The organism is Pseudofrankia saprophytica (assembly GCF_000235425.2).
GTDB lineage: Bacteria > Actinomycetota > Actinomycetes > Frankiales > Frankiaceae > Pseudofrankia > Pseudofrankia saprophytica.
This window is the reverse complement of sequence record NZ_KI912266.1, coordinates 3,613,961-3,637,089: the sequence shown is the minus strand read 5'-3', so window position 1 is coordinate 3,637,089 and position 23,129 is coordinate 3,613,961. Positions and strand designations below refer to the sequence as shown.

At 71.5% G+C, this 23,129-nt stretch carries 13 protein-coding genes; 6 read left to right on the top strand and 7 right to left on the bottom strand.

The window, feature by feature from the left end; translation table 11 throughout:
• Positions 1-124 precede the first annotated feature (124 nt).
• Positions 125-835, top strand: coding sequence for a class I SAM-dependent methyltransferase (locus FRCN3DRAFT_RS0215155; protein ID WP_232794049.1), 711 nt, complete (start codon positions 125-127; stop codon positions 833-835).
• Positions 836-947: 112 nt separating this feature from the next.
• Here the strand turns inward: FRCN3DRAFT_RS0215155 and FRCN3DRAFT_RS0215150 are convergent, their stop codons facing one another.
• Positions 948-1,442: an NUDIX domain-containing protein gene (locus FRCN3DRAFT_RS0215150; RefSeq protein ID WP_007510981.1), complete on the bottom strand. Its 495-nt coding sequence runs from the start codon at positions 1,440-1,442 to the stop codon at positions 948-950.
• 411 nt (positions 1,443-1,853) lie between these two features.
• The gene (locus FRCN3DRAFT_RS0215145) at positions 1,854-2,585 is read right to left on the bottom strand and encodes a hypothetical protein (RefSeq protein ID WP_007512551.1); all 732 of its coding nucleotides are present in this window, start codon (positions 2,583-2,585) and stop codon (positions 1,854-1,856) included.
• A 619-nt stretch (positions 2,586-3,204) separates the two neighbouring features.
• Between FRCN3DRAFT_RS0215145 and FRCN3DRAFT_RS0215140 the strand changes: the two genes are divergently transcribed.
• The gene (locus tag FRCN3DRAFT_RS0215140; RefSeq protein WP_198535976.1) at positions 3,205-10,563 is read left to right on the top strand and encodes a SpvB/TcaC N-terminal domain-containing protein; all 7,359 of its coding nucleotides are present in this window, start codon (positions 3,205-3,207) and stop codon (positions 10,561-10,563) included.
• A gap of 168 nt (positions 10,564-10,731) precedes the next feature.
• The gene (locus FRCN3DRAFT_RS0215135) at positions 10,732-15,963 is read left to right on the top strand and encodes a Tc toxin subunit A-related protein (protein ID WP_007512555.1); all 5,232 of its coding nucleotides are present in this window, start codon (positions 10,732-10,734) and stop codon (positions 15,961-15,963) included.
• A gap of 115 nt (positions 15,964-16,078) precedes the next feature.
• Here the strand turns inward: FRCN3DRAFT_RS0215135 and FRCN3DRAFT_RS0215130 are convergent, their stop codons facing one another.
• The 3 genes from FRCN3DRAFT_RS0215130 to FRCN3DRAFT_RS0215115 all read right to left on the bottom strand — a co-directional run bounded on the left by FRCN3DRAFT_RS0215130 (position 16,079) and on the right by FRCN3DRAFT_RS0215115 (position 19,292).
• The gene (locus FRCN3DRAFT_RS0215130) at positions 16,079-16,972 is read right to left on the bottom strand and encodes an IS982 family transposase (RefSeq protein WP_007507587.1); all 894 of its coding nucleotides are present in this window, start codon (positions 16,970-16,972) and stop codon (positions 16,079-16,081) included.
• Positions 16,973-17,062: 90 nt separating this feature from the next.
• Positions 17,063-18,040: an aldo/keto reductase gene (locus FRCN3DRAFT_RS0215125; protein WP_007512557.1), complete on the bottom strand. Its 978-nt coding sequence runs from the start codon at positions 18,038-18,040 to the stop codon at positions 17,063-17,065.
• A gap of 214 nt (positions 18,041-18,254) precedes the next feature.
• Positions 18,255-19,292: an alcohol dehydrogenase catalytic domain-containing protein gene (locus FRCN3DRAFT_RS0215115; protein ID WP_007512559.1), complete on the bottom strand. Its 1,038-nt coding sequence runs from the start codon at positions 19,290-19,292 to the stop codon at positions 18,255-18,257.
• A gap of 234 nt (positions 19,293-19,526) precedes the next feature.
• Here FRCN3DRAFT_RS0215115 and FRCN3DRAFT_RS0215110 point away from each other — a divergent pair, with 234 nt between their 5' ends.
• On the top strand, positions 19,527-20,429 hold the full coding sequence (locus FRCN3DRAFT_RS0215110; protein ID WP_035924789.1) for a helix-turn-helix transcriptional regulator: 903 nt from the start codon (positions 19,527-19,529) through the stop codon (positions 20,427-20,429).
• A gap of 271 nt (positions 20,430-20,700) precedes the next feature.
• On the opposite strand, the gene FRCN3DRAFT_RS0215105 is transcribed toward FRCN3DRAFT_RS0215110, so the two are convergent.
• Positions 20,701-21,144, bottom strand: a complete 444-nt coding sequence (locus FRCN3DRAFT_RS0215105; protein WP_035924786.1) for a VOC family protein — start codon at positions 21,142-21,144, stop codon at positions 20,701-20,703.
• 361 nt (positions 21,145-21,505) lie between these two features.
• Here FRCN3DRAFT_RS0215105 and FRCN3DRAFT_RS44620 point away from each other — a divergent pair, with 361 nt between their 5' ends.
• A complete protein-coding gene (locus FRCN3DRAFT_RS44620; protein ID WP_007512565.1) occupies positions 21,506-21,646 on the top strand; it encodes a hypothetical protein in 141 nt (46 codons plus the stop codon).
• Positions 21,647-21,688: 42 nt separating this feature from the next.
• On the opposite strand, the gene FRCN3DRAFT_RS0215095 is transcribed toward FRCN3DRAFT_RS44620, so the two are convergent.
• Positions 21,689-22,273, bottom strand: a complete 585-nt coding sequence (locus FRCN3DRAFT_RS0215095) for a TetR/AcrR family transcriptional regulator (RefSeq protein ID WP_027140604.1) — start codon at positions 22,271-22,273, stop codon at positions 21,689-21,691.
• 95 nt (positions 22,274-22,368) lie between these two features.
• Between FRCN3DRAFT_RS0215095 and FRCN3DRAFT_RS0215090 the strand changes: the two genes are divergently transcribed.
• Positions 22,369-22,998, top strand: coding sequence for a TIGR03086 family metal-binding protein (locus tag FRCN3DRAFT_RS0215090; RefSeq protein WP_007512569.1), 630 nt, complete (start codon positions 22,369-22,371; stop codon positions 22,996-22,998).
• The last annotated feature ends 131 nt before the right edge of the window (positions 22,999-23,129 follow it).

The following is a 23,129-nucleotide window of genomic DNA, read 5'->3' as shown; positions in this document are numbered from 1 at the left end:
TCGTCCCAGGACATCGCGCTGCCCCGCAACGCCCGGCCACCCGCGGGCTTCTGTACCGGCCTGGCCATCGCAGACGGCCCCCACCGCGACCGGACGCGGAACGGCGATCCGGGAGACTGCTGTGGTGACCAGCCTGCTCAACGAGGACGCGCTGACCGCCTCGTCGGTAGTGGCGAACCGGGCGATGAACCGGGAGCGCCAGCTCACCGGGGTCAACAGCTACGAGCGTGAGCTCGGTTTCCGGCCACTGGACTGGCTACGCGCTCGTCTGACAGGCGACGACCGCAGGACCGAGAAGACCCGGGTTGCATGGCTCGACCTGTGCTGCGGCACCGGCCGGGCGTTGCTCCAGGCCGCCGACGCGCTGCGCACGGAGGGTCTCGGCGACGTGACCCGCCTCGTCGGCATCGACCTGGTCGACGCGTTCACGCCGCGACCGCCGGGCGGCAACGTGGAACTGGTCACCGCGTCGGTCGTGAGCTGGCAGCCATCCGGCCGGTTCGACCTGATCACCTGCGTCCACGGGCTGCACTACGTCGGCGACAAGCTCGCGGTCCTCACCCGCGCCGTGGATGCGCTGACCGAAACGGGACTGTTCATCGCCGACTTCGACGCCGCGAGCATTCGGCGCCCGGACGGACAGCCCATGGGGCGCGGCCTGACGACGGCGCTTCGCGCCGCCGGGCTCTCCTACGACGCCCGTCGACACCGACTAGCCTGCCACGGCCGACGCGAGATCCTTCTCCCGTTCCGCTACCTGGGCGCCGACGACCACGCCGGCCCCAACTACACCCACCAGCCCGCCGTCCACTCCTACTACCAGCCTGGATCTTGACCGTGACAACCCCACCTTCACCCAGCACGGACGACGGCGCCGCCTTCCTCGCGCTGCGCACGGACCAAGGCGACAACGAGCGAGTGCCTGACCGGAGGAGACCTGCCGCGGGTCAGCCCAGCGCCGTTCCGTCCTCCAGATAGACGGTCCGACCGACCACCCGCGCCCTCAGACAGGCAGCCACCCGCCGGGCAAGTAGCGGCATCATCAGCGCGGACAACTGGTCGGCCGCCGCGAACGTCCACTCCGCCAGCTCCTCGGCAGGCAGCCGGATGCCAGCGGCCTCGGCCGCGGTCAGCCGCCCGCCGTCGAAAACCACGATCAGACCCTCGGTACGCTCAGCTGTCGCTGGCACCCAATCGACAGCCAACAGGCTGCCGAGAGCCCGGTCCAGGCTCAGCTCCTCGACGAGCTCCCGACGCGCCGCCGCACGCGGCGCCTCGTCCTGCTCGATCACTCCACCCGGAAGATCCCAGCCCGGCCGATACGTCGGCCGCACCAGAAGCACCCGGCCCCCGTCGTCCACCAGCACAACCGCGGCCGCCATCCGCTTACGCGGCAGCCCACGCTGCCAGGCCAACCCAGCCGAGCCGGTCGCAGCCTCCACGGCCGCCACCGTAGCGGGCTGACCTTGACCGGCTATCCGATTTCCCGGTTTCACCTTCTAGAACTGGCCGCGGCTGTCGGCCTGGCTCAACTCCGGAGTGCCGCCCACCCTGGTCGCCGAATGGGCCGGCCACTCGGTCGGGCGTCGGACGTCGTGCGCATAGCGCAGGCCTGGTCATTCACCCGCCGTTCAGCGCCTGCGCCACCCTGCACCCCAACCAGCCGCCCGCAGAACCCAAGCCGGAACCGCTGTTGGACGCCGACGGCCCCGGGACTGCAGGACCGCGATCGCCGCGCTCGATGCGGGCCAGGGCCGCGCCGCTGTGACTCGTCCGCGGGCGCGTCTCGACCGAGCCCGGCGTGCTGGCCGATGTCGCCGGCCAGCACGCCGGGCTCGGTCGTGCCGGCTCGGTCAGGACCAGAGTTCGACGCGCCAGCGCGAGGTGGGCGACGCCGCGCACCGGTCGACCGGGACCGTGTGGCGAACGTAGGTGCCGATGACGGGGGTCTGGTTCGCGGTGTCGAGGTCCGCGCAGGTCTGCAGGGTCACGCTGACCATGAACCGCTGGTCAGCCGAGCCGGGGACGGGCAGCAGCTGCCAGAGCTGGTGTGGCTCGGCGTCGCAGCCGGCCGTGTAGACATGCGTGTTTCCCCAGAAACTGCCCGCGGTCATGCACAGGCCGGAGTCGACGCCGCGGAGCTGGAAGACCGGGAGCCCCTTGTAGGTGCCGACGATCTCGTGCTCCCACGCCTGCCAGTCCAGGTCCGGCACGCAGGGCCAGGTCTCGACCCGGGTGGTGTAGTGCCCCTTCCCGAAGTCGGCCAGGCACTGGCCGCCCACCACGGTGAACTTCCACAGCCGGGACGCGTCCGGCAGCGGGTTCGACACGGGGTTCGGCTCCGGCGGCGCGAGGACGTCGCCCGGCCCGGGGGCGACCTCGTCGCCGACCCGGCCTGGGACGGGGTCCTCGCTGACGGGAGCGAGGACGCCACCGGGGCTGGTGGCGACCTGGCCGGCGACGTCGACGCCGCCTGGGCCCGGGTCCGCACTGGCCGGACCGCCCAGCGCGACGCCCACGAGGGCCAGGGCGCCGACGGCGACGCTGAGCCGCAGCCAGCGCCCCCATCCGGTAGGTCGTGTCATGACAGTCTCCTTTGACTGGCAGCCGCCGGATTCTCGGACGACTTTTCGAGGCTCTGATGGGGCAAGCCAACCCGGCGACCGTGTGACCCTCCGTGTGAACGAACTGTCGAAGCCCCGACAGGACCTCTGCGTGAGCTCGTCGATCCTCAGGCGCAGCCGCACCTGTACCGTGCCGGAACTCGACTCCGGGCCAGCCAGCGGACCGTATTCCACGCAGATGGTCAGCTCCGGGCATGCGTTTGTCCGAAAAGTCCGCCCGTGGGCACTACGAACTCGGCGTCGACGCCGAACGACCGGAATCAGGTCGACCTAGGTCTTTGTCGGCGGACCGAGATTGACGTCGGAACAGGCCAGGTGACCGTTGCCGGCTCCGGGATCTCCCTGATGTTTGTCGCCGTGAGGCATCCGGATGCTCGTGTCCAACGATGTACCTACTCGGTGCTCGCTCGACGAGTTCTCGATTGCGTCGCCGGCCGTCTCCGCCGCAGGTCGGTCGACATCTCGCGGGCATTGCCGGGAGGCCTTTCTCGCCTTGCACGGTGGGCTGCATCCGAGTGCCCGCACGGTCCGGTGGCCTCCCGAGTTCGACCGCGGCGCGCAGGCAGACGAGGGGGACCTGATGAGTGGGGAGTCGGACGGCGCCGCCGCGGTCATCGCCTTGCCGTTGGGTGGTGGCGCGGTGCGGGGTCTGGGCGAGAAGTTCACCCCTGACCCGCGGACCGGCACCGGGAACTTCAGCGTTCCGATCGCGGTGCCGGAGGGCCGAAACGGCCTGACGCCGGAGGTAGCGCTCGCCTACAGCAGCGGAGCGGGCAATGGGCCGCTTGGGCTCGGGTGGAGCCTGAGCGTTCCTGGCGTGACGCGTCGGACGTCCAAGGGGGTGCCGCGTTACGACGACAGCCGAGATGTCTTCCTGCTGTCCGGCGTCGAGGACCTCGTCCCGGTGGTGGATGACCGCGAGCCGGCCGGTGCCGGTGGCCCGACGCAGGCGTACCGGCCGCGCACGGAGGGCCTGTTCGCCAGGATCGAACACCGCCGGACGGCCGGTGATGACTACTGGACGGTCCGCTCCAGGGACGGGCTGGTCAACGTCTACGGCACGCCGGGAACCGCCGGACACGATCCGGCGGTCGTCGCGGACGTCGACGACCCGTCCCGGGTGTTCGCCTGGAAGCTGACCAGGACGGTCGACCAGTTCGGCAACCTGATCGAGTACACCTACCGGACCGTCACGACGGCTGGCCACGGCCATGCTGGCACCCAGACCTACCTGGCCGAGATCCACTATGCCGACCATGGTGACCCGGCCGCGCCCCTGTTCGTGGTCACAGTCCGGTTCGGCTACGAGGATCGGCCCGATCCGTTCTCCGAGCATCGCGCCGGGTTCGAGATTCGCACGACCCAGCGGTGCCGCCAGATCCAGGTCTTCACCCAGGCAGACAGCGATCCGGTGTTGGTGCGCGACTACCAGCTGCGTTATGCCGACGACCCGGAGCTGGCCCGGCCGACGCCCAGGCTCAGCAACGGCGTGTCGTTGCTCGCTCAGGTCGTCGCGAGCGGGCACGACGCAGCGGCGACCGAGACCTTGCCTCCGCTGGAGTTCGGGTACTCGGCGTTCGAGCCGGAGCGGCGCGACCTCATTCCTGTGGACGGTCCGGACGCGCCGCCGTTCTCGCTGCGTCGCGACGGCTGCGACCTCGCCGACCTGACCGGTGACGGCCTGCCCGACATCGTGGAGATCGACCCCGGCCCCGGCGCCCGCGCCCGCTTCTGGCGCAACCTTGGCGGTGGCCGGTTCGATCGGCCCCGTCGGCTGCCCGAACTGCCTGTGGGCGTCGCGCTGACCGGCCCAGGCGTGCGGCTGTTGGACGCCGACGGCGACGGCCGTCTGGACGTGCTGGTCGGTGCACCGGGCTCGGGGCTGGCTGGCTACTTCCCGCTGCGCTTTGACGGGCTGTTCGACCGACATGGGTTCCGCCGCTACCGGCAGGCACCCAGCGTCGACCTGGCCGACCCCCTGGTGAAGCTGCTCGATCTCACCGGCGACGGGGTGACCGACGCGCTGCGGTCGGGCGATCGGTTCGAGTGCTTCTTCCAGGACTCGAGGAAAGGATGGACGGAGGTCCGGCACGTCGAACGCGGCGATCTCGCCACCTTCCCCGACGTCGCCTTCACCGACCCCCGGGTGAAGCTGGCCGACGCCACCGGAGACGGGCTCACCGACATCGTCCTGGTATCGGCACGGTCGGTGGCCTACTGGCCGAACCGGGGTCACGGCAGGTGGGGCCGCCGGGTGCTCATGGATGACAGCCCACGCCTCCCGTTCGATTTCGACCCTCGTCGGGTGCTGGTCGGCGACGTGGACGGCGACGGTCTGGCGGACGTGGTCTACGTCGACGACGGGTCGTTGACCGTGTGGATCAACCGGTCGGGTAACGGCTTCAGCGACCCGATCGAGATCACCGGCACGCCGCGGCTGACGGACCTGGACGACGTGCGCCTGACCGACCTGCTGGGCACCGGCGTGCCCGGCGTGCTCTGGACGTCCGACGCCACGCGGGCCGCCCGGCCGGACCGGCTGGGCCGGACCGGCCGGCCGCACATGTTCTTCCTCGACCTCACCGGCGGCGTCAAGCCATACCTGCTGGACAGCGTCGACAACCATCTCGGCGCCCTGACCCGGGTGACCTACGCGCCGTCCACGGTGTTTCGACAGGCCGACGATCAGCGTGGCCGCGAGCCGGGAACCCGTCTCCAGCCCCCGCTGCCGTTCCCCGTGCAGGTGGTCGCGAAGGTGGCGGCGGTGGACGTGCTGTCCGGCGGCCGGCTCACCACCGAGTACGCCTATCACCACGGCTACTGGGACGGCGTCGAGCGGGAGTTCCGCGGCTTCGGTCGAGTCGACCAACGCGACACCGAGACGTTCACCGCGCCGCGCCCGGGCCTCGCGCCGGCGTCGACCGCGGCGACGGCGACGGCCGACGGCGACGCGCCGGGACGGTCGTTCTCGCCGCCGACGGAGACGCGCACCTGGTTCCATCTGGGCGCGCTCGGCGACGAGGACGGCGGATATGTCGAAGCCGACTTCACGCACGAGAGCTTCGGCGACGACCCGCCCGCGCTGCCCCGACCGACGGACACGGCCGCCATGCTCGCGGCGTTGCCGCCCCGGGATCGTCGCGACGCCCTGCGGGCGCTGCGCGGGCGGGTGCTGCGGACCGAGCTGTATGCCCGCGACGGCGGCGAGCGCGCGGACCGGCCCTTCACGGTGACCGAGGCGGTGTACGGCCTGCGGGAGGAGGCGCCACCCACCCCCATCGAGGACGGGCGGCGGCGAATCTTCTTCCCGCACCTGCGCGCCGAGCGGACCACCCAGTGGGAGCGTGGCGTCGACCCGATGACCCAGGTCGGCTTCACCGACGACTACGACAGCTACGGCCAGCCGCGGGCGCAGACCCTGATCGCCGTCCCGCGCGAGCGGGACTACCGGCAGGGCGCGGCGACCGGCGCGGGCGCAGCGCCGTACCTGGCGACCCACGCCGAGAGCCGCTACGCGCAGCGCGACGACGCCGAGTGCTACCTGGTCGACCGGGTCGCCCGCGTCACGTCCTACGAGGTGCCCAACGACGGTTCGGACGCCGTGGCGGACCTGCACGCCGCGATCAGCTCCGGCGCGGCGCCGCGACGGATCATCGGCCAGACCGTCAGCTTCTACGACGGCGCGCCGTTCCAGGGCCGTCCGTTCGGCCTGCTCGGCGACTACGGCGTGTTGGCGCGCACCGAAACGCTGGTGCTGACCGAGGAGATCCTGCACCAGGCATACGGGCCGGAACTGCCGCCCTGTCTCACGGTCGGTGTCACATCCGACCCCGCCGCCGAGGGTCCGGTCTACCCGGCCGAATACCCACCCGAGTTCACCAAGCTGATACCGCCGCTGGCCGGCTACGTGTTCCGGGACGGCGGGGACGGGCCGTTCGCCCGCGGGTACTTCGCGGTGACCGACCGGCGCCGTTACGACTGCCACGACGTGCCCGCTGGCCAGGCCGCGCCGAGCCAGGCCGCCGACGGCGACGCCACCGCCCGGGGCCCGGTCCGAGGCCTGCTGCTGGCCCGCCTCGACCCACGTGGGCGGGAGACGGTCATCTCCCATGACGCCTTCGGACTGCTGCCCGTGTCCGCCACCGACCCGGCGGGCCTCGTGACCACGGCGAGCAATGACTACCGCGTGCTGCGGCCGCGGGAGCTGACCGACCCGAATGGAAACCGGGCCGCGGTGTCCTTCACGCCGCTCGGCTTCGTCGCCGCCACCGCGCTGCTCGGCAAGCCCGGTCGGCCGGACGAACCTGGCGGCCCGGGGGTGCCCACCGGCGACACACTCGAAGCGCCGGGAACGGTGCACAGCTACGACCTGCTCGCGTTCTCCGAGCGGGGTGAGCCCGCGTCCGTACGGACGGTACGGCGGGTCCACCACGTCACCGACACCGACATCCCGCTGCCCGAACGGGACGAGACGATCGAGACGGTCAGCTACTTCGACGGATTCGGCCGCGTGCTACAGACCAGGGCGCTGGCCGAGGAGGTGGACTTCGGCGCCCCGGCCTTCGGTGGCGGCGTTCTGCCGGCCGAACCTTCATCGCCCGTGGATGGTCCCGTCGTGGGAGCGTCATCCGGCTCGCGCGACGAACCTCGGGTCGCCGTCACCGGCCGGCAGGTCTACGACACCAAGGGCCGGGTCGTCGAGACGTTCGAGCCCTACTTCGCCGCGGGGTTCGCCTACCGCCGGCCGGGCGAGGCCGAGGACGGTCAGAAGTCCATCCTGTGCTACGACCCGCGCGGCCACGTGGTCCGGACCGTCGACCCGGACGGCTCCGAGCGGCGGGTCGTGTTCGGCATACCGGACGACCTTTCCGACCCGGAGAAGGTGACCCCCACCCCGTGGGAGTCCTACGTCTACGACGCCAACGACAACGCCGGTCGTACCCATCCCGCCGAGGCGTCCGCCCACCGCGACCACTGGGACACCCCGTCCAGCATCGAGGTGGATGCGCTCGGCCGCTCCGTGCGCGCGGTCGCCCGCAACGGGCCCGACGCGGAACACGACTGGTTCACCGTCCGCTCGGCCTATGACGTCCGGGGCAACCTGCTGACCGTCACCGACGCTCTCGGCCGGGTGGCGTTCCGCTACCGCTACGACCTCGCGGATCAGCGCCTCTACGACGAGAACATCGACTACGGGGTGCGCCGCCAGGTCCTGGACGCGACCGGAGCTCCGGTCGAGCGGCGGGACGCCAAAGGGGCGTTGCAGCTGTATGCGCGCGACGTCCTCAACCGCCCCGTGCTTCGGTGGGCGCGGGACGCCGGCTCCGAGCCGGTGACGCTGCGGAACTACACGATCTACGGCGACAGCGTCGAGTCGGGCGTCAAGCCGGGCGACGCGCGGGTGGCCAACCTGCTGGGACGGCCGCTGCTGACGCTGGACGAGGCCGGCGCGACCACCGCCGACGGCTACGACTTCAAGGGCAACGTGCTCGCCACGACCCGGCAGGTCGTCGCCGACCGTCTGCTCGTCGGCGCCGCGCCCGACGGCGGCGGGCGGCCGCCGTTCCGGGTCGACTGGCAGCCTGCCGTCACCGACCTCGCCGGGACGACCGCCGATCTGCTCGACCCGCGGCGCTACCAGTGCTCCACCGGCTACGACGCCCTGAACCGCCCCACCTCCGTCCGCTACCCCGAGGACGCCGACGGCCGGCGACGGGAGCTCACGTCCCGCTACCACCCGTCGGGTGCGCCGCGCGGCGTGTCGCTGGACGGGGAGACGATCGTCGAGCGAGTGGCCCACGACGTCAGGGGCCAGCGGGCGCTCATCGCGTACGGCAACGGGCTGCTGACTCGGTACGCCTACGACCCGCGGACGTTCCGGCTGTCCCGGCTGCGCACCGAGCGGTACAGGAACCTGGGTCCGGCCGCCTACCAGCCCGCGGGCACTCCGCTGCAGGACTACGCCTACTCCTACGACCTCGCCGGCAACATCGTCGCGCTGCGGGACCGGACGCCGGGCTGCGGGATCGCGCCGACGGCCGACGCGCTCGACCGGCTGTTCACGTACGACCCGCTCTACCGGCTGACGTCGGCCACCGGCCGCGAGTGCGACCTGTCCCCGCCGGCGCCGTTCGACGCCGCGCCGCGCTGCGCTGATCTCAGCCGCACCCGGGCCTATACGCAGTCCTTCGCCTACGACGCGGACGGCAACCTGGTCCGGCTCACGCACGCGAACGCCGCCGGCGGCTTCGTCCGAGCCATGGCCATCGTCGGCGGCTCCAACCGGCTCGCGGCCATGACCTCGGGGAAGACCACCTTCGACTACGGCTACGACGCCGCGGGCAACCTGATCAACGAGACCGCCTCCCGGCATTTCGAATGGGACGCCGTCGACCGGATGCGGTCGTTCCGCGTCCAGGCACCGGGCGCGGCCGAGCCGTCGCTGCACGCCACATACCTCTACGACGGCGCGGGGCAACGGGTGAAGAAGGTCGTCCGCAAGGGCGGCCGCCTCGAGACCACCGTGTACATCGGCGGGATCTTCGAGCACCAGACCGTCGCCCAGCCGGCCGGCGCGACGGTCGAGAACACCACCCTCCACGTGAGCGTCGGCACCACCCGGGTCGCCGAGATCCGGGTGGGTCCCGCGTTCGACGACGACCGCACGCCGCCGGTGAAGTACCACCTGCCCGACCATCTCGGCTCGAACGCGGTGGTCGTCGACGCGGGCGGCGGTCTCATCTCCCGCGAGGAGTTCACCCCGTACGGCGAGACGTCGTTCGGTGGCCATGCCCGAAAGCGCTACCGGTTCACCGGGAGGGAACGGGACGAGGAGAGCGGGCTCGGCTACCACGCGGCCCGTTACTACGCACCCTGGCTTGCCCGCTGGACGAGCTGCGACCCGGCCGGCGCGGTCGACGGGCCGAACCTTTACCGGTATGTCGCCGGCAACCCGATCCGGGCGACGGACCGGGGCGGCACCGAGGGTGAGGACGAGACCGGGATAAAGAGCACGGTGGCCAGGCCCTGCAACTGCAGCCAGGTCCCGGACAAGCCGAAACAGACCACCCAGCCGCCGACCTCGACGCCGCCGACGACGAACATCGTCACGCTGTCCGGGCCGGGGCTGCTGATTCCCGGTCTGGAGAAGAAGACCTTCCTGAGTTATCCACCCACGACCACGGCAAGACCCACACCGGCGGCCGCGGCCGCGCCGGCCGGGAAACCGCCGCCCGCGAAGCAGCCTGCGGCGCTGCCCATCCCGTTCGCGGAGGCACCGGCGCCGTCGCTGCTGGAGAAGTTCGCGCTGCCGACCCTGTCGCTTGGCGGTGCCGGCCCGGTACCACCAGGCGCGCCGGTCGTCGCGTCGGGAAGCCCGGGTGGGCCCGGCCCGGCGTCGGCGTCGGGGCCCTCGGCAAGCAAGGTGACCGGTGGCATCTCGACCGCCCTCACGATCGCGGGCGGGCAGGGGCCGGCGCAAACATGGCTCTACCAGTTTGGCGCGGAGCTGGCGGACACGGCACCAGAGGTCGCGAAGAGCGATCTGGCGACCATTAAAGGCGCCTACGGCGTGGTGAACGTCGCCAGCGGTGTGCTGGGTGGAATCAGCACCGGGCTGAACAGCCCGAACACAACCACCGGCGGGAAGGTGGGCAGCGGCGTCGTCGCCGGCGGCGCCAGCATCGCGGTGGGCCTGACCGGAGTCGGGACGGTGGCCATGGCCGGCGACGCGGGAATCAAGTTCGCCTTCGGCGTGGACCTCGGGCTGAACAGCGGAATCAGTTTCCTCGCCGACGGCTCGACCGCGCTGGTCGAGTCGTTGTTCACCGACGACATGTCGGCCCGGCAGGAGATCGACCGGCGGGCAGCCGAGGGCGAATACGGGCTGATCATGGAAGGGGCATATGCCTTCGGCGGCTGGGTCTCCAGCTTCTGGTAGCCGCGGGAGAACCGTGACCTCGGCCCAGCCCAGCGCCCAAAGCCCAAAGCCCAAAGCCCGACGAACCTCGTGTCCTGGTTCTCGGCCTCCTGACATTGAATTCTTCCCTCGGACCCCCTCCACAGAACCCCTGACGACATCCGGCGGCTCGGTCGAAACGGAGCGGAAATGGCGAGCACCCAGACGAGCATCGCGGCGAGTGTCGGCATCACGTCACCGGCGCAGAACGCGGCGGTCTTCACACCGACCATCACGGTGACGGGCACGGCGGTAGCCACCAGGTTCGTGACGTCGACCGGAAGCGACGGAGCCCCGTCGGTCGAGGAGCAGCCGCTGCAGATCATCAAGGTCGAGGTCCAGCTCGGCTCGGGCGGCTTCGCCGCGGCCACCCCCGCCGCCTCCGGCGGGTCGCTGTCCGCCTGGACGTTCACCACCGCCACCCCGCCCGGCCCGGCACAGCTCACGATCACCGCCCAGATGACGTTCCGAACCTCGTCCACTACCACGGACACCCGGACCAGCTCCCGCACCGTGAAGCTGGACACCACCGGGCCGACGGTAATGGTCGACCAACCGATCGCGGGCCAGCAGGTCGCGCTGCCGACGACCGCGCCGGACGCCCAGCTCCCGCTCCTGGTGACCGGCACGGTCGGCGACGCCGAGAGCGGGGTGAACCAGGTCACCGTGGCGGTAGGCACCGGTCCGGCGGCGACCGCGACGCGCACGGGGACGAACGGTGTCAACTGGTCCGCCACGGTGACGGTGCGCCCGCCGGCGGGCGCCCAGAACGTGGTGGTGCTGGCCCGGGACAACCGGAGCAACGTCACGACCGCCTCGGTGACGATCGACGTGGCGGCGCCGTTCACCGCGCCCGACCCCGCGGGCGTGCTGAGCGCCGGCGGGTACCTGTCCGACCTGCTCGCCTTCGCGCTGGACCGGGTCGCGAACGGCCAGGCGACGGCGTCGGCGCTGGGCATGGTCTTCTGCCAGCGCTTCGAGCAGGCCGCCGCGGCCGCGAACGCGCCGGTGGCGACGGCCCCGGTCCCGCAGGCCCGGGTGGCCGTCGAGGTCCTGCGTGACTACCTGCAACGCCGCGCCACGCTGTCCGGGCCGGCGCTCGAGGCGCGAGGCGCGGCCGACCGCCGGTACCTGCGCGCCGCCTACCGGGCGGTGCTGCGTGGGCTCGGCACCTCGCCCGAGGAGCTGCGGTCGGCACGCATCGCCGACGACGCGACCCGCGCCGCGCTCGCGGCCCGGCTCGGGCTGGCGGCATTCACCGTGGCCGACCTCGACGCGCTCGCGCTGGACCCGGACACGTTGACCGCGGCGAATCTGGAGGACGTCTACGGGGTCGTGGACACGGGCCGCAACCCGTACACTCCGCCGAGCCGTCCGCTTCCGCTCCTGCTGGAGCGCCAGCTCACCGCCCTGCACAACACCTGGCAGCGCCAGGACGACGCGGCCGGCGTACCGATCGTCGACCCGGACCTGGTGACCCCCGCCGACATCCCGCCCGGCAGCCCCGCGGGCCCGCTGCGGACCGCCCGCCGTGGCCAGATCGACGCCGAATTCACCGCGCGTAACTCCCAGGTGACGCAGGCGCTGGCGGCGCCCGGGGCGACACACGGCGGCGTGTTCACGACGGTCGTCGACGGCGTGCTCGGCGTGGGCGCGGCCGCAACGCTGGCCGCTCTCGGGGCCGACGAGCTGGCCGGGAAGGACATCGGCCCCGGTGTGGCGGCACTGCGCCTCGACCTCGCGGCGTTTCGCCGGCTGGTGGCGATCCGCGGGCTCGCGACCGTCAACGCGGTCAGGCAGGGCGAGTGGGCCGACGTGGTCGCGATCGTCGTCGCGGTCCGCAAGCGCCGCGACTTCTACCCGCCGTGGCGGGCCCAGGAGTCCGGGCTGTGGCTGGGCCCCGACCATCTCCGTGTCGCCTCGTCGCCTCCCGCGGCGCCGGCGGCCCTGCCCGCCTGGCTGACCACGCTGGCGGCGCGGGTGGGCTGGGAGAACATCGTGCGTGCCAGGGAGAGCGAGGAGCGGGCAGTCCGCGAGGCGTTCGCCGCGGCGGCGCGGGCGGCGGACGTGGAGACGCTGCCGCGCCTGCGGGACGACCTGATCGCGGTCGTCGGCTCCGCCCGTCCCGGCTCGACCGGCTCGACCGGCTCGGCTGGTCCGGCTGGTCCGCTCGCCCCGGACGCGGCCGGCGACGCCCTCATCGACGAGCTGCTGCTCGACTTCTTCGCCGCCGGCACCACCCTCACCAGCCGGTTGGACCAAGCCATCGAGACCCTGCAGGGGGTGCTGTTCGCCGTGCGCGCGAAGCGGCTGAAGAGCGCGTTCGCGGTGCTCGGGTCGAACCCGGCGACCGGTCCGAACGGCTGGGCGCTCACCCAGACGAACGGCTACACGGACGCCGGATTCGACGAGGAATGGCGCTTCCTGGGTGAGTACGGGACCTGGCGGGCCGCCATGTCGACGTTCCTCTGGCCGGAGAACGTGCTCGGGCCGACGCTGCGCCGGACGCCGGGCACCGGCGAGACACCCAACGCCCTCGTCACCACCGCCAGCTTCCGCGCCCTGGCCGAGCGGGTCCGCGGCAACTTCGGCCTGACCCCCGCCCAGGCCCGGGCGGAGGCCCGGGACTACCTGACCGAGCTGCGTACGGAGTTCCCGCCCACCGCCAGCCCCACGCTGCCGGCCGCCGTGCGGGACGACGCCAAGGTGGTCATCACGGAGCTGCTCACCGACAGCCAGCTGGCCCAGCGGCGCGACGTCCTGCTCGCTACCGGGACTATCCCCAACCCGCCGTCCGGGACCGTCGGTCAGGACTACGCGTTGTTCGCCCCGCCCAGCGGCGCCGTCGGCGTCAACACCTCGTTCGCCACCACCCGGGTGTGGCTGGCGGAGGTGTTCTTCTTCGTGCCCATGCTGATGGCCGAGCAGCTGGCCAAGTCCGGGCAGCACCTCGCCGCGCTGGACTGGATCCGCACGGTCTACGCCTATGAGCTGCCGCCCGGCGACCGTAAGATCTACCGCGGCCTGCGGCTGGAGGAGCCGCCGGCCGGCAGCGTCCCGCCGCCGGTCGTCCGGAGCGTGGGCTGGCTGCTCGGGAACGGCATGCGACCACACGACCTGGCGGTCAACCGTTCGGGCGCGTACTCGCGGGCAACCCTGCTCACCCTCGGCCGTCAGCTTCTCGCCTTCGCGGACGCCGAGTTCAGCAGGGAGACCCCGGAGTCGCTGCCCAGGGCTCGGCAGCTGTACGACGCGGCGCTCGACCTGCTCGCCGGCAGCCAGGGCGAGTTCACCCCGCTGAAGGACGGCGCCGGCGTGCCGCTCGCGCCCAACCCGGCCCGGTCGGCCCTCCAGGAGCGGGCCACCGGCGGGCTGCGCAAGCTGCGCACCGGGCTCAACCCCCTCGGGCTGGAACGGGCGACGTCCCGCAAACCCACGCCCTACCGCTTCGTCACCCTTCTCGACCGGGCGCGACGGCTGGTCGGCACCGCGCAGCAGATCGAGGAGCGGTTCCTCGCCGCGTTGCAGCAGGCCGACGCCGAGGCGTACAACCTGCTCAAGGCGCGCCAGGACATCACGGTCGCCCAGGCCACGGTCCAGCTGCGCGACGTCGCGGTCGCCGAGGCGCACGCCGGCGTCGAACTGGGCGAACTGCAGCGCGGCCGAGCCGTCATCCAGCGGGATCACGCCCAGACGCTGCTCGACCGGGCCACCGGCCTCGGTGAGAAGGCGGCGGTGGCTGCTGCCGGGCTGCGGGCGCTGTTCGCGGTGGCGAGCGTCGCCCCCGGCATCGGTGGCGTGGCGGGCGCGTTCATGACCGGCCTCGGCGGGCGGTCGATCGGCAACGGGATCGCCGCGGCCAACCAGGCCGGCATACCCGGCGCGCTGGGCGCGGTCACCTCGTTCCTCGGCGCCGCGACCAGCTACGAGCGGCAGCGCGAGGACACGGCCACCCAGCTGCGCCTGGCCGGTCAGGACCTGGCCATCACCGACCAACAGGTCCGGATGGCCCAGCTGCAGGTCGGCATCGCCGAGGCCGACCGGCGCATATCCGAGCTCCAACTGGCCAACGCCCAGACGACGCTCGACTTCCTGGCGACGAAGTTCACCAACGCGGAGCTCTTCGAGTGGATGGCCGGCGTCCTCGGCGAGATCTACCGGTACTTCCTGCTCCAGGCCACCGTCATCGCCCGGCTCGCGGAACGGCAGCTGCGGTTCGAACGGCAGGAGGAGCTGCCCGAGTTCATCCGCGCCGACTACTGGGAGCCGCCAGCCTCCGCGGGCCGCGGCGGGTCCGCGTCCGGCCCCGACCGGCGCGGGCTCACCGGCGCCGAGCAGCTGCTGCGCGACCTCACCCAGCTCGACCAGTACGCGTTCACGACCGACCGGCGGCGGCTGCAGCTGTCGAAGACCATCTCGCTCGCCGCGCTGGACCCGGTGGCGTTCGAGCAGTTCCGGGAAACCGGCATCCTCGCCTTCGCCACCCCCGGCAGCTTGTTCGACCGCGACTTCCCCGGGCACCACGTGCGTCTGATCAGGAGGGTTCGCACCTCGGTGGTGGCGCTGATCCCACCGGACGCCGGTATCCGGGCGACGCTCACCAGCGCAGGCGTGTCGCGCGTCGTGATCGAGACCGATGCCGGGTTCGAGACCGTGGCGATCGGACACGGGCCGGAGGAGGTGGCCCTGTCCGCCCCGAACAACGCGACCGGGTTGTTCGAGCTCGACGCCCAACCGGACCTGCGGCCTCCGTTCGAGGGGTTCGGCGTCGACACGACCTGGCAGCTACGCATGCCGAAGGCCGCCAACCCGTTCGACTTCTCGACCATGTTCGACGTGCTGTTCACCGTGGAGTACACGGCGCTGGACAGCCCGGTGCTGCGCGACCAGGTGACCCGTTCGCTCGATCCGCGGGTCGCCGTCGACCGGGCGTTCAGCTTCTGTCACACGCTGCCCGACGCGTGGTTCGACCTGAACAACCCAGACCAGTCGGCCACGCCGATGCGGATCGGGTTCCGCACCGACCGCGGCGACTTCCCCCCGAACCTGGACTCCCTGACCATCGGACAGGTGGTCCTGTTCGCCGCCGGGACGGGCGGACAGATCGTGGCGCTCACGGTCGACGAGCTCTCGTTCACCGCGGACGACACCGGTGAGGTGATCGCCAGCACAGGCGCCGCCACCCCGGTGGACGGGATCATCAGCACCCGGCGCGGCAACGGGACACCCTGGCGCGGGCTGCTGGGCCGGGCACCGTCCGGCGAATGGGAGATCTCCTTCCGCGACACCCAGGAGCTGCGCACCCTGTTCAAGGACCAGCGGATCAGCGACCTGCTGTTCGTCCTGACCGTCGAGGGGATGACGCCGGACTGGCCGAACTGACGCAGACCGCGTGAAAAGCCGGGCAGGCTGGCACGACACGCCATAGATCACCAGCGACCGCGATCGACCGCTGCCCCGTCCGCGGCCGGGCTAGACGAGTAATTCCGATCTCTGGTCAGTGGTCGTAGGCGATCAGGGAGCGGGTGACGGGCGCGGCGGTCTTGTTGTTGTGCCAGATCGCCGCGGCCATCGCCAGTAGGCGCTGGGCGACGCGGACCGCGACGCCCTCGAAGGTCCGCCCGCCGTGTTGTTCCAGGTCGAGTTGGCCCTTGAGGGTGTCGTTGACCGACTCGATGAGCTGGCGGACCTTCTTGAGCATCGGCTCGCCGTTGCGCGCCGTCTCGTCCTTGCGGTGCGGACGGAGCAGGTCGATGCGCTGCTCGGACAGTGCCGCCTCGAGGTCGTTCGAGGCGAACCCCTTGTCCGCGATCAGCAGGATCCGGTCTCGTTCGGCGATCAGGGCGGCGTCGTGGTCGAGCATCGCGGCGAGCACCTCCCGTTCGCCGATCTTCGGGTTGGCCAGTGCCCACAGGACGGGCATGCCGGTCGGGGTGCAGACCAGGTAGAGCTTGAGGCCCCAGTAGAACCGGGAGTGCGACGCGCAGTAGCCGTAGCCGGCCCAGCCGGCCATCTCGGAGCGCTTCACGGTCGGCCGGGACATCCCGCACGGGACGGGGGTGGCGTCGGTGATCCAGTGGTTGTCGAACCAGAAGTCGCTGTCGACCGCGACCGCCCTGATCGCCTCCTTGACCAGCGGCAGCGCCGTCTTCAGACGCCGGTTGTAGCCGGACTGGCCCGGCAGATACGGGAACATCCCGGTCAGATGCCTGCGGGCGTAGCGCAGCCAGCGGGCCTCGGAGTGGTGGCCGAGCAGGGCCTGGGCGACCGCGAGGCAGACGAGTTCGGAGTCGCTCAGCGTGGGTGGCCGTCCGGTCCGTCGTCTCCCTCCGATCCGGTCGTCGATCTTCACATAGAGTGCGGTCAGGAGGGTTTCCAGGTCTTGCGTCACAACTCGATCTTGGAAACCCTCTCTCCATGCCCGACCACCGGTCACCCAGACTTCGGACTTACTCGTCTAGGTGGTGCGGGAGCGGGCTGGTCAGCGTTCGAGCATGCGCAGGCCGGCTTCGGTGTGGGTGTCGCCGGCGGCCGGGGGGAGGCTGGAGAGCCTGGTCAGGATGTCGGCGGGTAGCTGAAGGCTGTCGGCGGCGGTGTTCTCCTCGACGCGGGTCACGCGCTTGGTGCCGGGGATGGGGGCGAGGTCGTCGCCCTGGGCGAGTAGCCAGGCGATCGCGACCTGCGCGGGCGTGGCGTCCACCTCGACGGCGATGGCCTGGACCTCGTCGGCGAGTGCCAGGTTGCGCTGGAGGTTCTCCCCGGTGAAGCGCGGGTTGCCGCGACGGAAGTCGCCTTCTTCGAAGTCGGCCTCGTTGCGGACCGTGCCGGTGAGGAATCCGTGTCCGAGCGGGGAGAACGGCACCAGGCCGATGCCCAGCTCTCGCAGGACGGGCAGGATGCGGTCCTCGATGCCGCGGGTCCACAGCGAGTACTCGGACTGCACGGCGGTGACGGGATGGACGGCGTGGGCGCGGCGGATGGTGTCCGGGCCGGCCTCGGACAGGCCGATGTGGCGAACCTTTCCCTCGGCGACGAGTTCCGCCAGGGTGCCGACCGTCTCCTCGATGGGGGTGTTCGGGTCGACGCGGTGCTGGTAATACAGGTCGATGTGGTCGGTGCCCAGCCGCTTCAGTGATCCTTCGAGTGCGGTGCGGATGTTGGCCGGGCTGGAGTCCAGCGTCCACACGCCAGCCCCCGAGTGGGAGACGAGGCCGAACTTGGTCGCCAGAACGACCTGGTCGCGGCGGCCATTCAGAGCCTGACCGAGGAGCTCCTCGTTGATGTAGGGGCCGTAGATCTCCGCGGTGTCGATGAGGGTGACGCCGAGGTCGATGGCCCGGTGCACGGTGCGGATGGACTCCGCGTCATCGGTTCCGGCACCCGTCAGACCGTGGGACATGCCCATCGCGCCCAGCCCGATCCGCGCGACCTCCAGGTCACCCAGCTTGATGTGCTTCATGATGGCGTGCTTCTCCTCATGGAAAGGACTTGGAGCGAACGGTGCGGCCGGCCGCGCGACGGGGATCCGCGGTCATTCCCCTATCTCCTCGGCGGCGCCGAACAGGCCGTAGCCGGCGTTGGAGACGATCACGTCGACGCGGCCGGCGGCGAACGCGGCGTCCACCGTCGTGCGCACGGCGGGGCTGTGGCGGCGGCGTTGGGCCTGCGGGCGGTCACGGGCGCACCATCACCTTCAGCCGGCTGCGCTCGTCCATGGCCCGGTAGGCGTCGGCGACCTCGTCCAGGGCGACCTCGGCGTCGAACACCCTGCCCGGGTCGATCCGACCGGCGAGCACATCCTCGATGGCGGGTTCGAGGTAGGCGCGCACCGGGGCGGGGCCGCCGGCCAGCTGGGCGTTCTTCCCGAACAGCGACCCGAACCCGACCGGGGCCTCCTCGTACTGCGGGACGCCGACGCGGGAGATGATCCCGCCGGGGCGCACGACGCCGTACGCCTGCTCGTAGGCGGGCATCAGGCCGACGGCCTCCAGCACGACGTGGGAGCCCTCGCCGCCGGTCAGGTCCATCACCGTGGCGATGCCCTCTTCGCCGCGTTCGGCGACGACGTCGGTGGCGCCCCACTCCTTGCCCAGGTCGGTGCGGGAGGCGTGGCGGCCCATCAGGATGATCCGCTCGGCGCCCATGCGCCGGGAGGCCAGCACCGCGGACAGGCCCACCGCGCCGTCGCCGATCACGGTGACGGTCTTGCCGGGCTCGACCCGGCCCATGTGGGCGGCGTGGTAGCCGGTGAGGTAGACATCGCTCAGCGCGAGCAGCGAGGGCAGGAGCGCGGCGTCGACGTCGGTGGGGATCGTCACCAGGGTGCCGTCGGCCTGGGGTACGCGGACGGCCTCGGCCTGCGCGCCCCCGACACCCCCGGCGCCGTACCAGCCGCCGTGCGGGCAGGCGGTCTGGAAGCCGTCCCGGCAGATCGGGCAGGTGTTGTCGGCGAACGCGAACGGGGAGACCACGAAGTCGCCACGCCGCAGGCCGCGCACCTCGGAGCCGGTCTCCTCCACCACGCCGAGGAACTCGTGCCCCATCGGCACGCCCTGATCGGTCTTGTCCATCGAGTGGTAGGGGTGCAGATCGGAGCCGCAGACGCAGGCCAGGGTGATCCGGACGATCGCATCCGTGGGCTCGACGATCTTGGGGCCGGGGACGTTCTCGATCCGCACGTCTCCAGGCCCGTACATGAAGGTGGCACGCATGGAAGATCTCGCCTTTCGTGGCTTGCGGTAGCTCTGTGAACCGGATGGTCCGGAAGCGAAGGCCGCGCTGGTGCGGCCGGGCGGGGGGGCTCGGTCAGCGAGGCGACACGCTCAACCCTGCCCGTTCACGGCTGTTCCAGGCAGGCCGAGGCGTGCCAGGGGGTAGCCAGCCGGGGTGTGGCAGGGCCCCCCTGGACAGGCATGGCGCACAGCTGGCGGAGAGACACTGGCGTGATGGCACCCGAGCCGCACAGCGGCGGCGACGAGCTGGGACGCTTCCTGCGCGCCCGCCGCACCCAGACCAACCCCCAGTCCGTCGGCCTGACCCCTGGCCCTGGCGTGCGCCGCACCCCGGGCCTGCGCCGCGAGGAGCTGGCCACGCTCGCGGGCGTCAGCATCGACTACTACACCCGCCTGGAACGCGGCAGGGAAACCCGTCCCAGCCCGGCCGTGATCGACGCTCTGGCCCGCGCCCTGCAGCTGGACGACGCCGAGCACCAGCACCTGCGCGACCTCGCCGTGCACGCCGCCCGCTACGCGCCCCAGGCCGCCCAGGCACCCAGCCGCACCGTGCGCCCGCACCTGAACCTGGTGCTCGAAGCCCTGCGCCCGAACCCTGCCTACGTCGTCAGCCGCAGCATGGACGTCCTCGCCCACAACCCCGGCGGCCTCGCCCTGTACGCCGGGCTCGCCGACTGGCCGGCCACGCAGCGCAACCTGGCCCGCTACCTCTTCCTGCACCCCGCCGCCCGCGAGGTCTTCCCCGACTGGGACAACCAGATCCGCGGCTGCGTCGCTCGCCTGCGCGCCCTGGCGGGCACCGATCCCGACGCCCCCGACCTCGCCGTCCTCGTCGGAGAACTGCTCGTCAAGAGCCCCGCCTTCGCCGGCCTGTGGGAACGCTACGAAGTCGCCGGCCGCAAGAACCTCACCAAGACCTTCCAGCACCCCCAGGTCGGAAAGATCACCCTCGGTTTCCAGGGCATGGCCCTCGAAGGCACCCCCGGGCACCGCATGGGCGTCTACACGGCCGAGCCCGCGACCCCCGACCACGACGCCATGCTCCTGCTCGACATGACCGCCCCCCGTACCGAGCCGAGATCATCCGAACACAGGCAGCACCACGGCGATCGGTGACGTCGGCGTGCGGACGATGTAGAGCGAACTGTCGGGACCGAGGCCGATGCCGGGGGTGGTCAGGTTCGTCGGGGTAGCCCTGCCTCCCTCGCCTGCGCGGCCGGTCGAGCTGATGCCCCAGCCGCCGACGCCGGCGACGGTGGTGAGCCGGCCGGCGGGGTCGATGCGCTGGACGGTTCCACTGACGATGTTCGTGACGCAGAGACTGCCGTCCGGGGCGTCCTCGATGGTGTTCGGGCCGTCGGCGGCCCCGCGCCGGTGTCAGGTCAGGTCAGGCCGGGGCGTCGGCGTCCTGCATCGAGGCTGCGAACTCCTCGGGGCCCTTCAGCGCCGCCGCCGGATCCATCCACATGACCTGCCAGCCGTGGCCGTCGAGGTCGAAGAAGCTGCGCGAGCACATGAAGCCATAGTCCTCCAGGCCATCCGCCTCGACGGCGCCCGCGGCCAGCGCGGCATCGGCGACCGTGTTGACCTCCTCGCGGGACGACACGCCGAAGCTGTAGAGCGCCAGCGCATGCGTGGCGGGATCGGCCATAGGCAGCTTCGAGAACTCCGCGAACTTGCTGTGGCTGAGCAGCATGATGCTGGCCTGCTCGCCGACCAGCATGCAGGCGGCGGTCTCGTCGGTGAAGTTCGGGTTGAAGCTGAACCCGAGCTTCGCGAAGAACGCCTTGCTGCGCTGGAGGTCTGCTACGGGGATGTTCACGAACAGCATGCGGCCGGGGTGCGCGGGAGCGGTCACGTCGGGTCTCCAGGTCGATAGTGCGACGAGTACGTCCAGGTAGACCGGCCGGGCCGGCGGAACTCATCGGTGAAGCGCGCCGCGGCCGCGCGCCAGACCACCGGGTGGCCTCACCATCTCCATCGCGCCCCTGCATTCACCCGGTGACGTGACAGCTCAGCCGCCTGCATCGCTCATCTCCACGCGTCAGCAGTGCCGCCTGACCGATCCGCGCACACGGTCCCAACCAGCTCGACCGGTTGCGACAGTTCGTCGAGCTCGGCGAGTTTCTCGTCGGAGAGCGAGAGTCCCGTGCCGGCGACGTTCTCGCGCAGGTGCGCCGTCGACGCCGACCGTGCCTGTCACGGTCTCCTACGAGCTGACCGACCTCGGTCTCTCCCTGCATCGGATGACGCGCGGGCTCAAGACCTGGGCCGAGATGCACATGGACGATGTGTTCGCCAACCGTGCGACGTACGACACCCGCACCGCCTGAACCGGGGGGCGAAGGCGTAGCGGTTGATCCGCCTGACCGCGCTCAGCGGAGGACTGGGCCGGCGAGTAGACGGTCGACCAGGGCGTTGACGTAGCCGGGAGTGAGCGGCCCGGCGCCGAACAGCACGCGGATGTATATCGGGGCGAGGATGTGGTCGAGAATGTCGAAGCCCTCGGGTGGGTGTTCACCTCGGCCGCGGGCCCGGTCCAGCATGCCCTGAAGCTGGCGTCCGCGTTCAGCCAGAAACGCGTCCCGTGCGCGCATGCCGGCCTCGCCTGCCGACGACAGCGCGACGATCAGGCGTAGTACCGCGAGCCCGTCGGGGCCGGTGACGTCGTGGGCGACGTTGGCGGCGTAGGTCCGCAGGTCTCGTTCCAGGCTGCCGGTGTCGGGAATCGGGGATGTCGTGGTCAGCCAGGTGATCGCCACGTCGGTGAGCAGGGCTTCGAGGGTTCCCCAGCGGCGGTAGATGCTGCTGTCGGCCACCTTGGCGCGGGCGGCGACGTCGCCGACGGTGAAGTGTCCGTAGCCACGCTCAGTGATCAGCCTGGTGACCGCCTGGTGTACCGCGGCATGAACGCGGGCGCTGCGCCCGCCAGGCCGGCGGGCCGGCTGCTGTTCCGCCACACCACCCATCTTAACGCAGCCCGGACTTGCGTTTGCCGGGATTGCCGCCCTACGGTGGTCTTAACGCAGCCATCCACTGCCTTAGGAGCGAGTATGTGGCCCCCGATCCTTCCCGAAGACCCGACGTCTGGCGCGAGACCCACGAGGACTACGGCATGACCGGCGTGATCGACCAGATCGACCGTGCCCTCGACATGACCGCCGCCGTGGTCAAGGGCATCACCGACGACGGACTCGCCGTTCCCACGCCCTGCCCCGGATGGGACGTACGCACCGAGCTGAACCATCTCGTCGGTGGCATGCGCATCTTCGCCGCCGAACTCACCAGAACCGACGCGGGCGCCGATCACGAGACCGACTGGCTCGGCGGCGACCCTCACGCCGCCTTTGCCACGGCCGCCGACCTCGACCGTGCCGCCTGGCACCGCCCCCACGTGCTCGGAATGACGGTGCACCTCGGGTTCGGCGCCGTCCCTGGGCCGATGGCCGCCCTCATCCACCTCACCGAGGTCCTTGTCCATGGTGCCGACCTGGCGATCGCCACCAGCCAGGAGGCCCTCCTCGACGAGCACGCCTGCGCGAGCCTGCTCACGGTCATGGTCGGCATGGACTTCGACACCTTCCGCCGACCCGGCATGTTCGGCCCCGCGCTCTCCGCCCCGGCCGGCGCCCCCGCTCACCACCAGCTACTGGCCTTCCTCGGCCGTACCCTCCCGCCACACTGACCCACAGCTCGTCCGCCCACCCGGGCGCCACGAGAGCGCCGACCGCCGGGTACCACGGGCGCAGAACGCGGCGCAGAGAGAAGACCCATAGACGAACCGGCCCTGCTGCTTGGCTGCAGCATGGGCGCCCC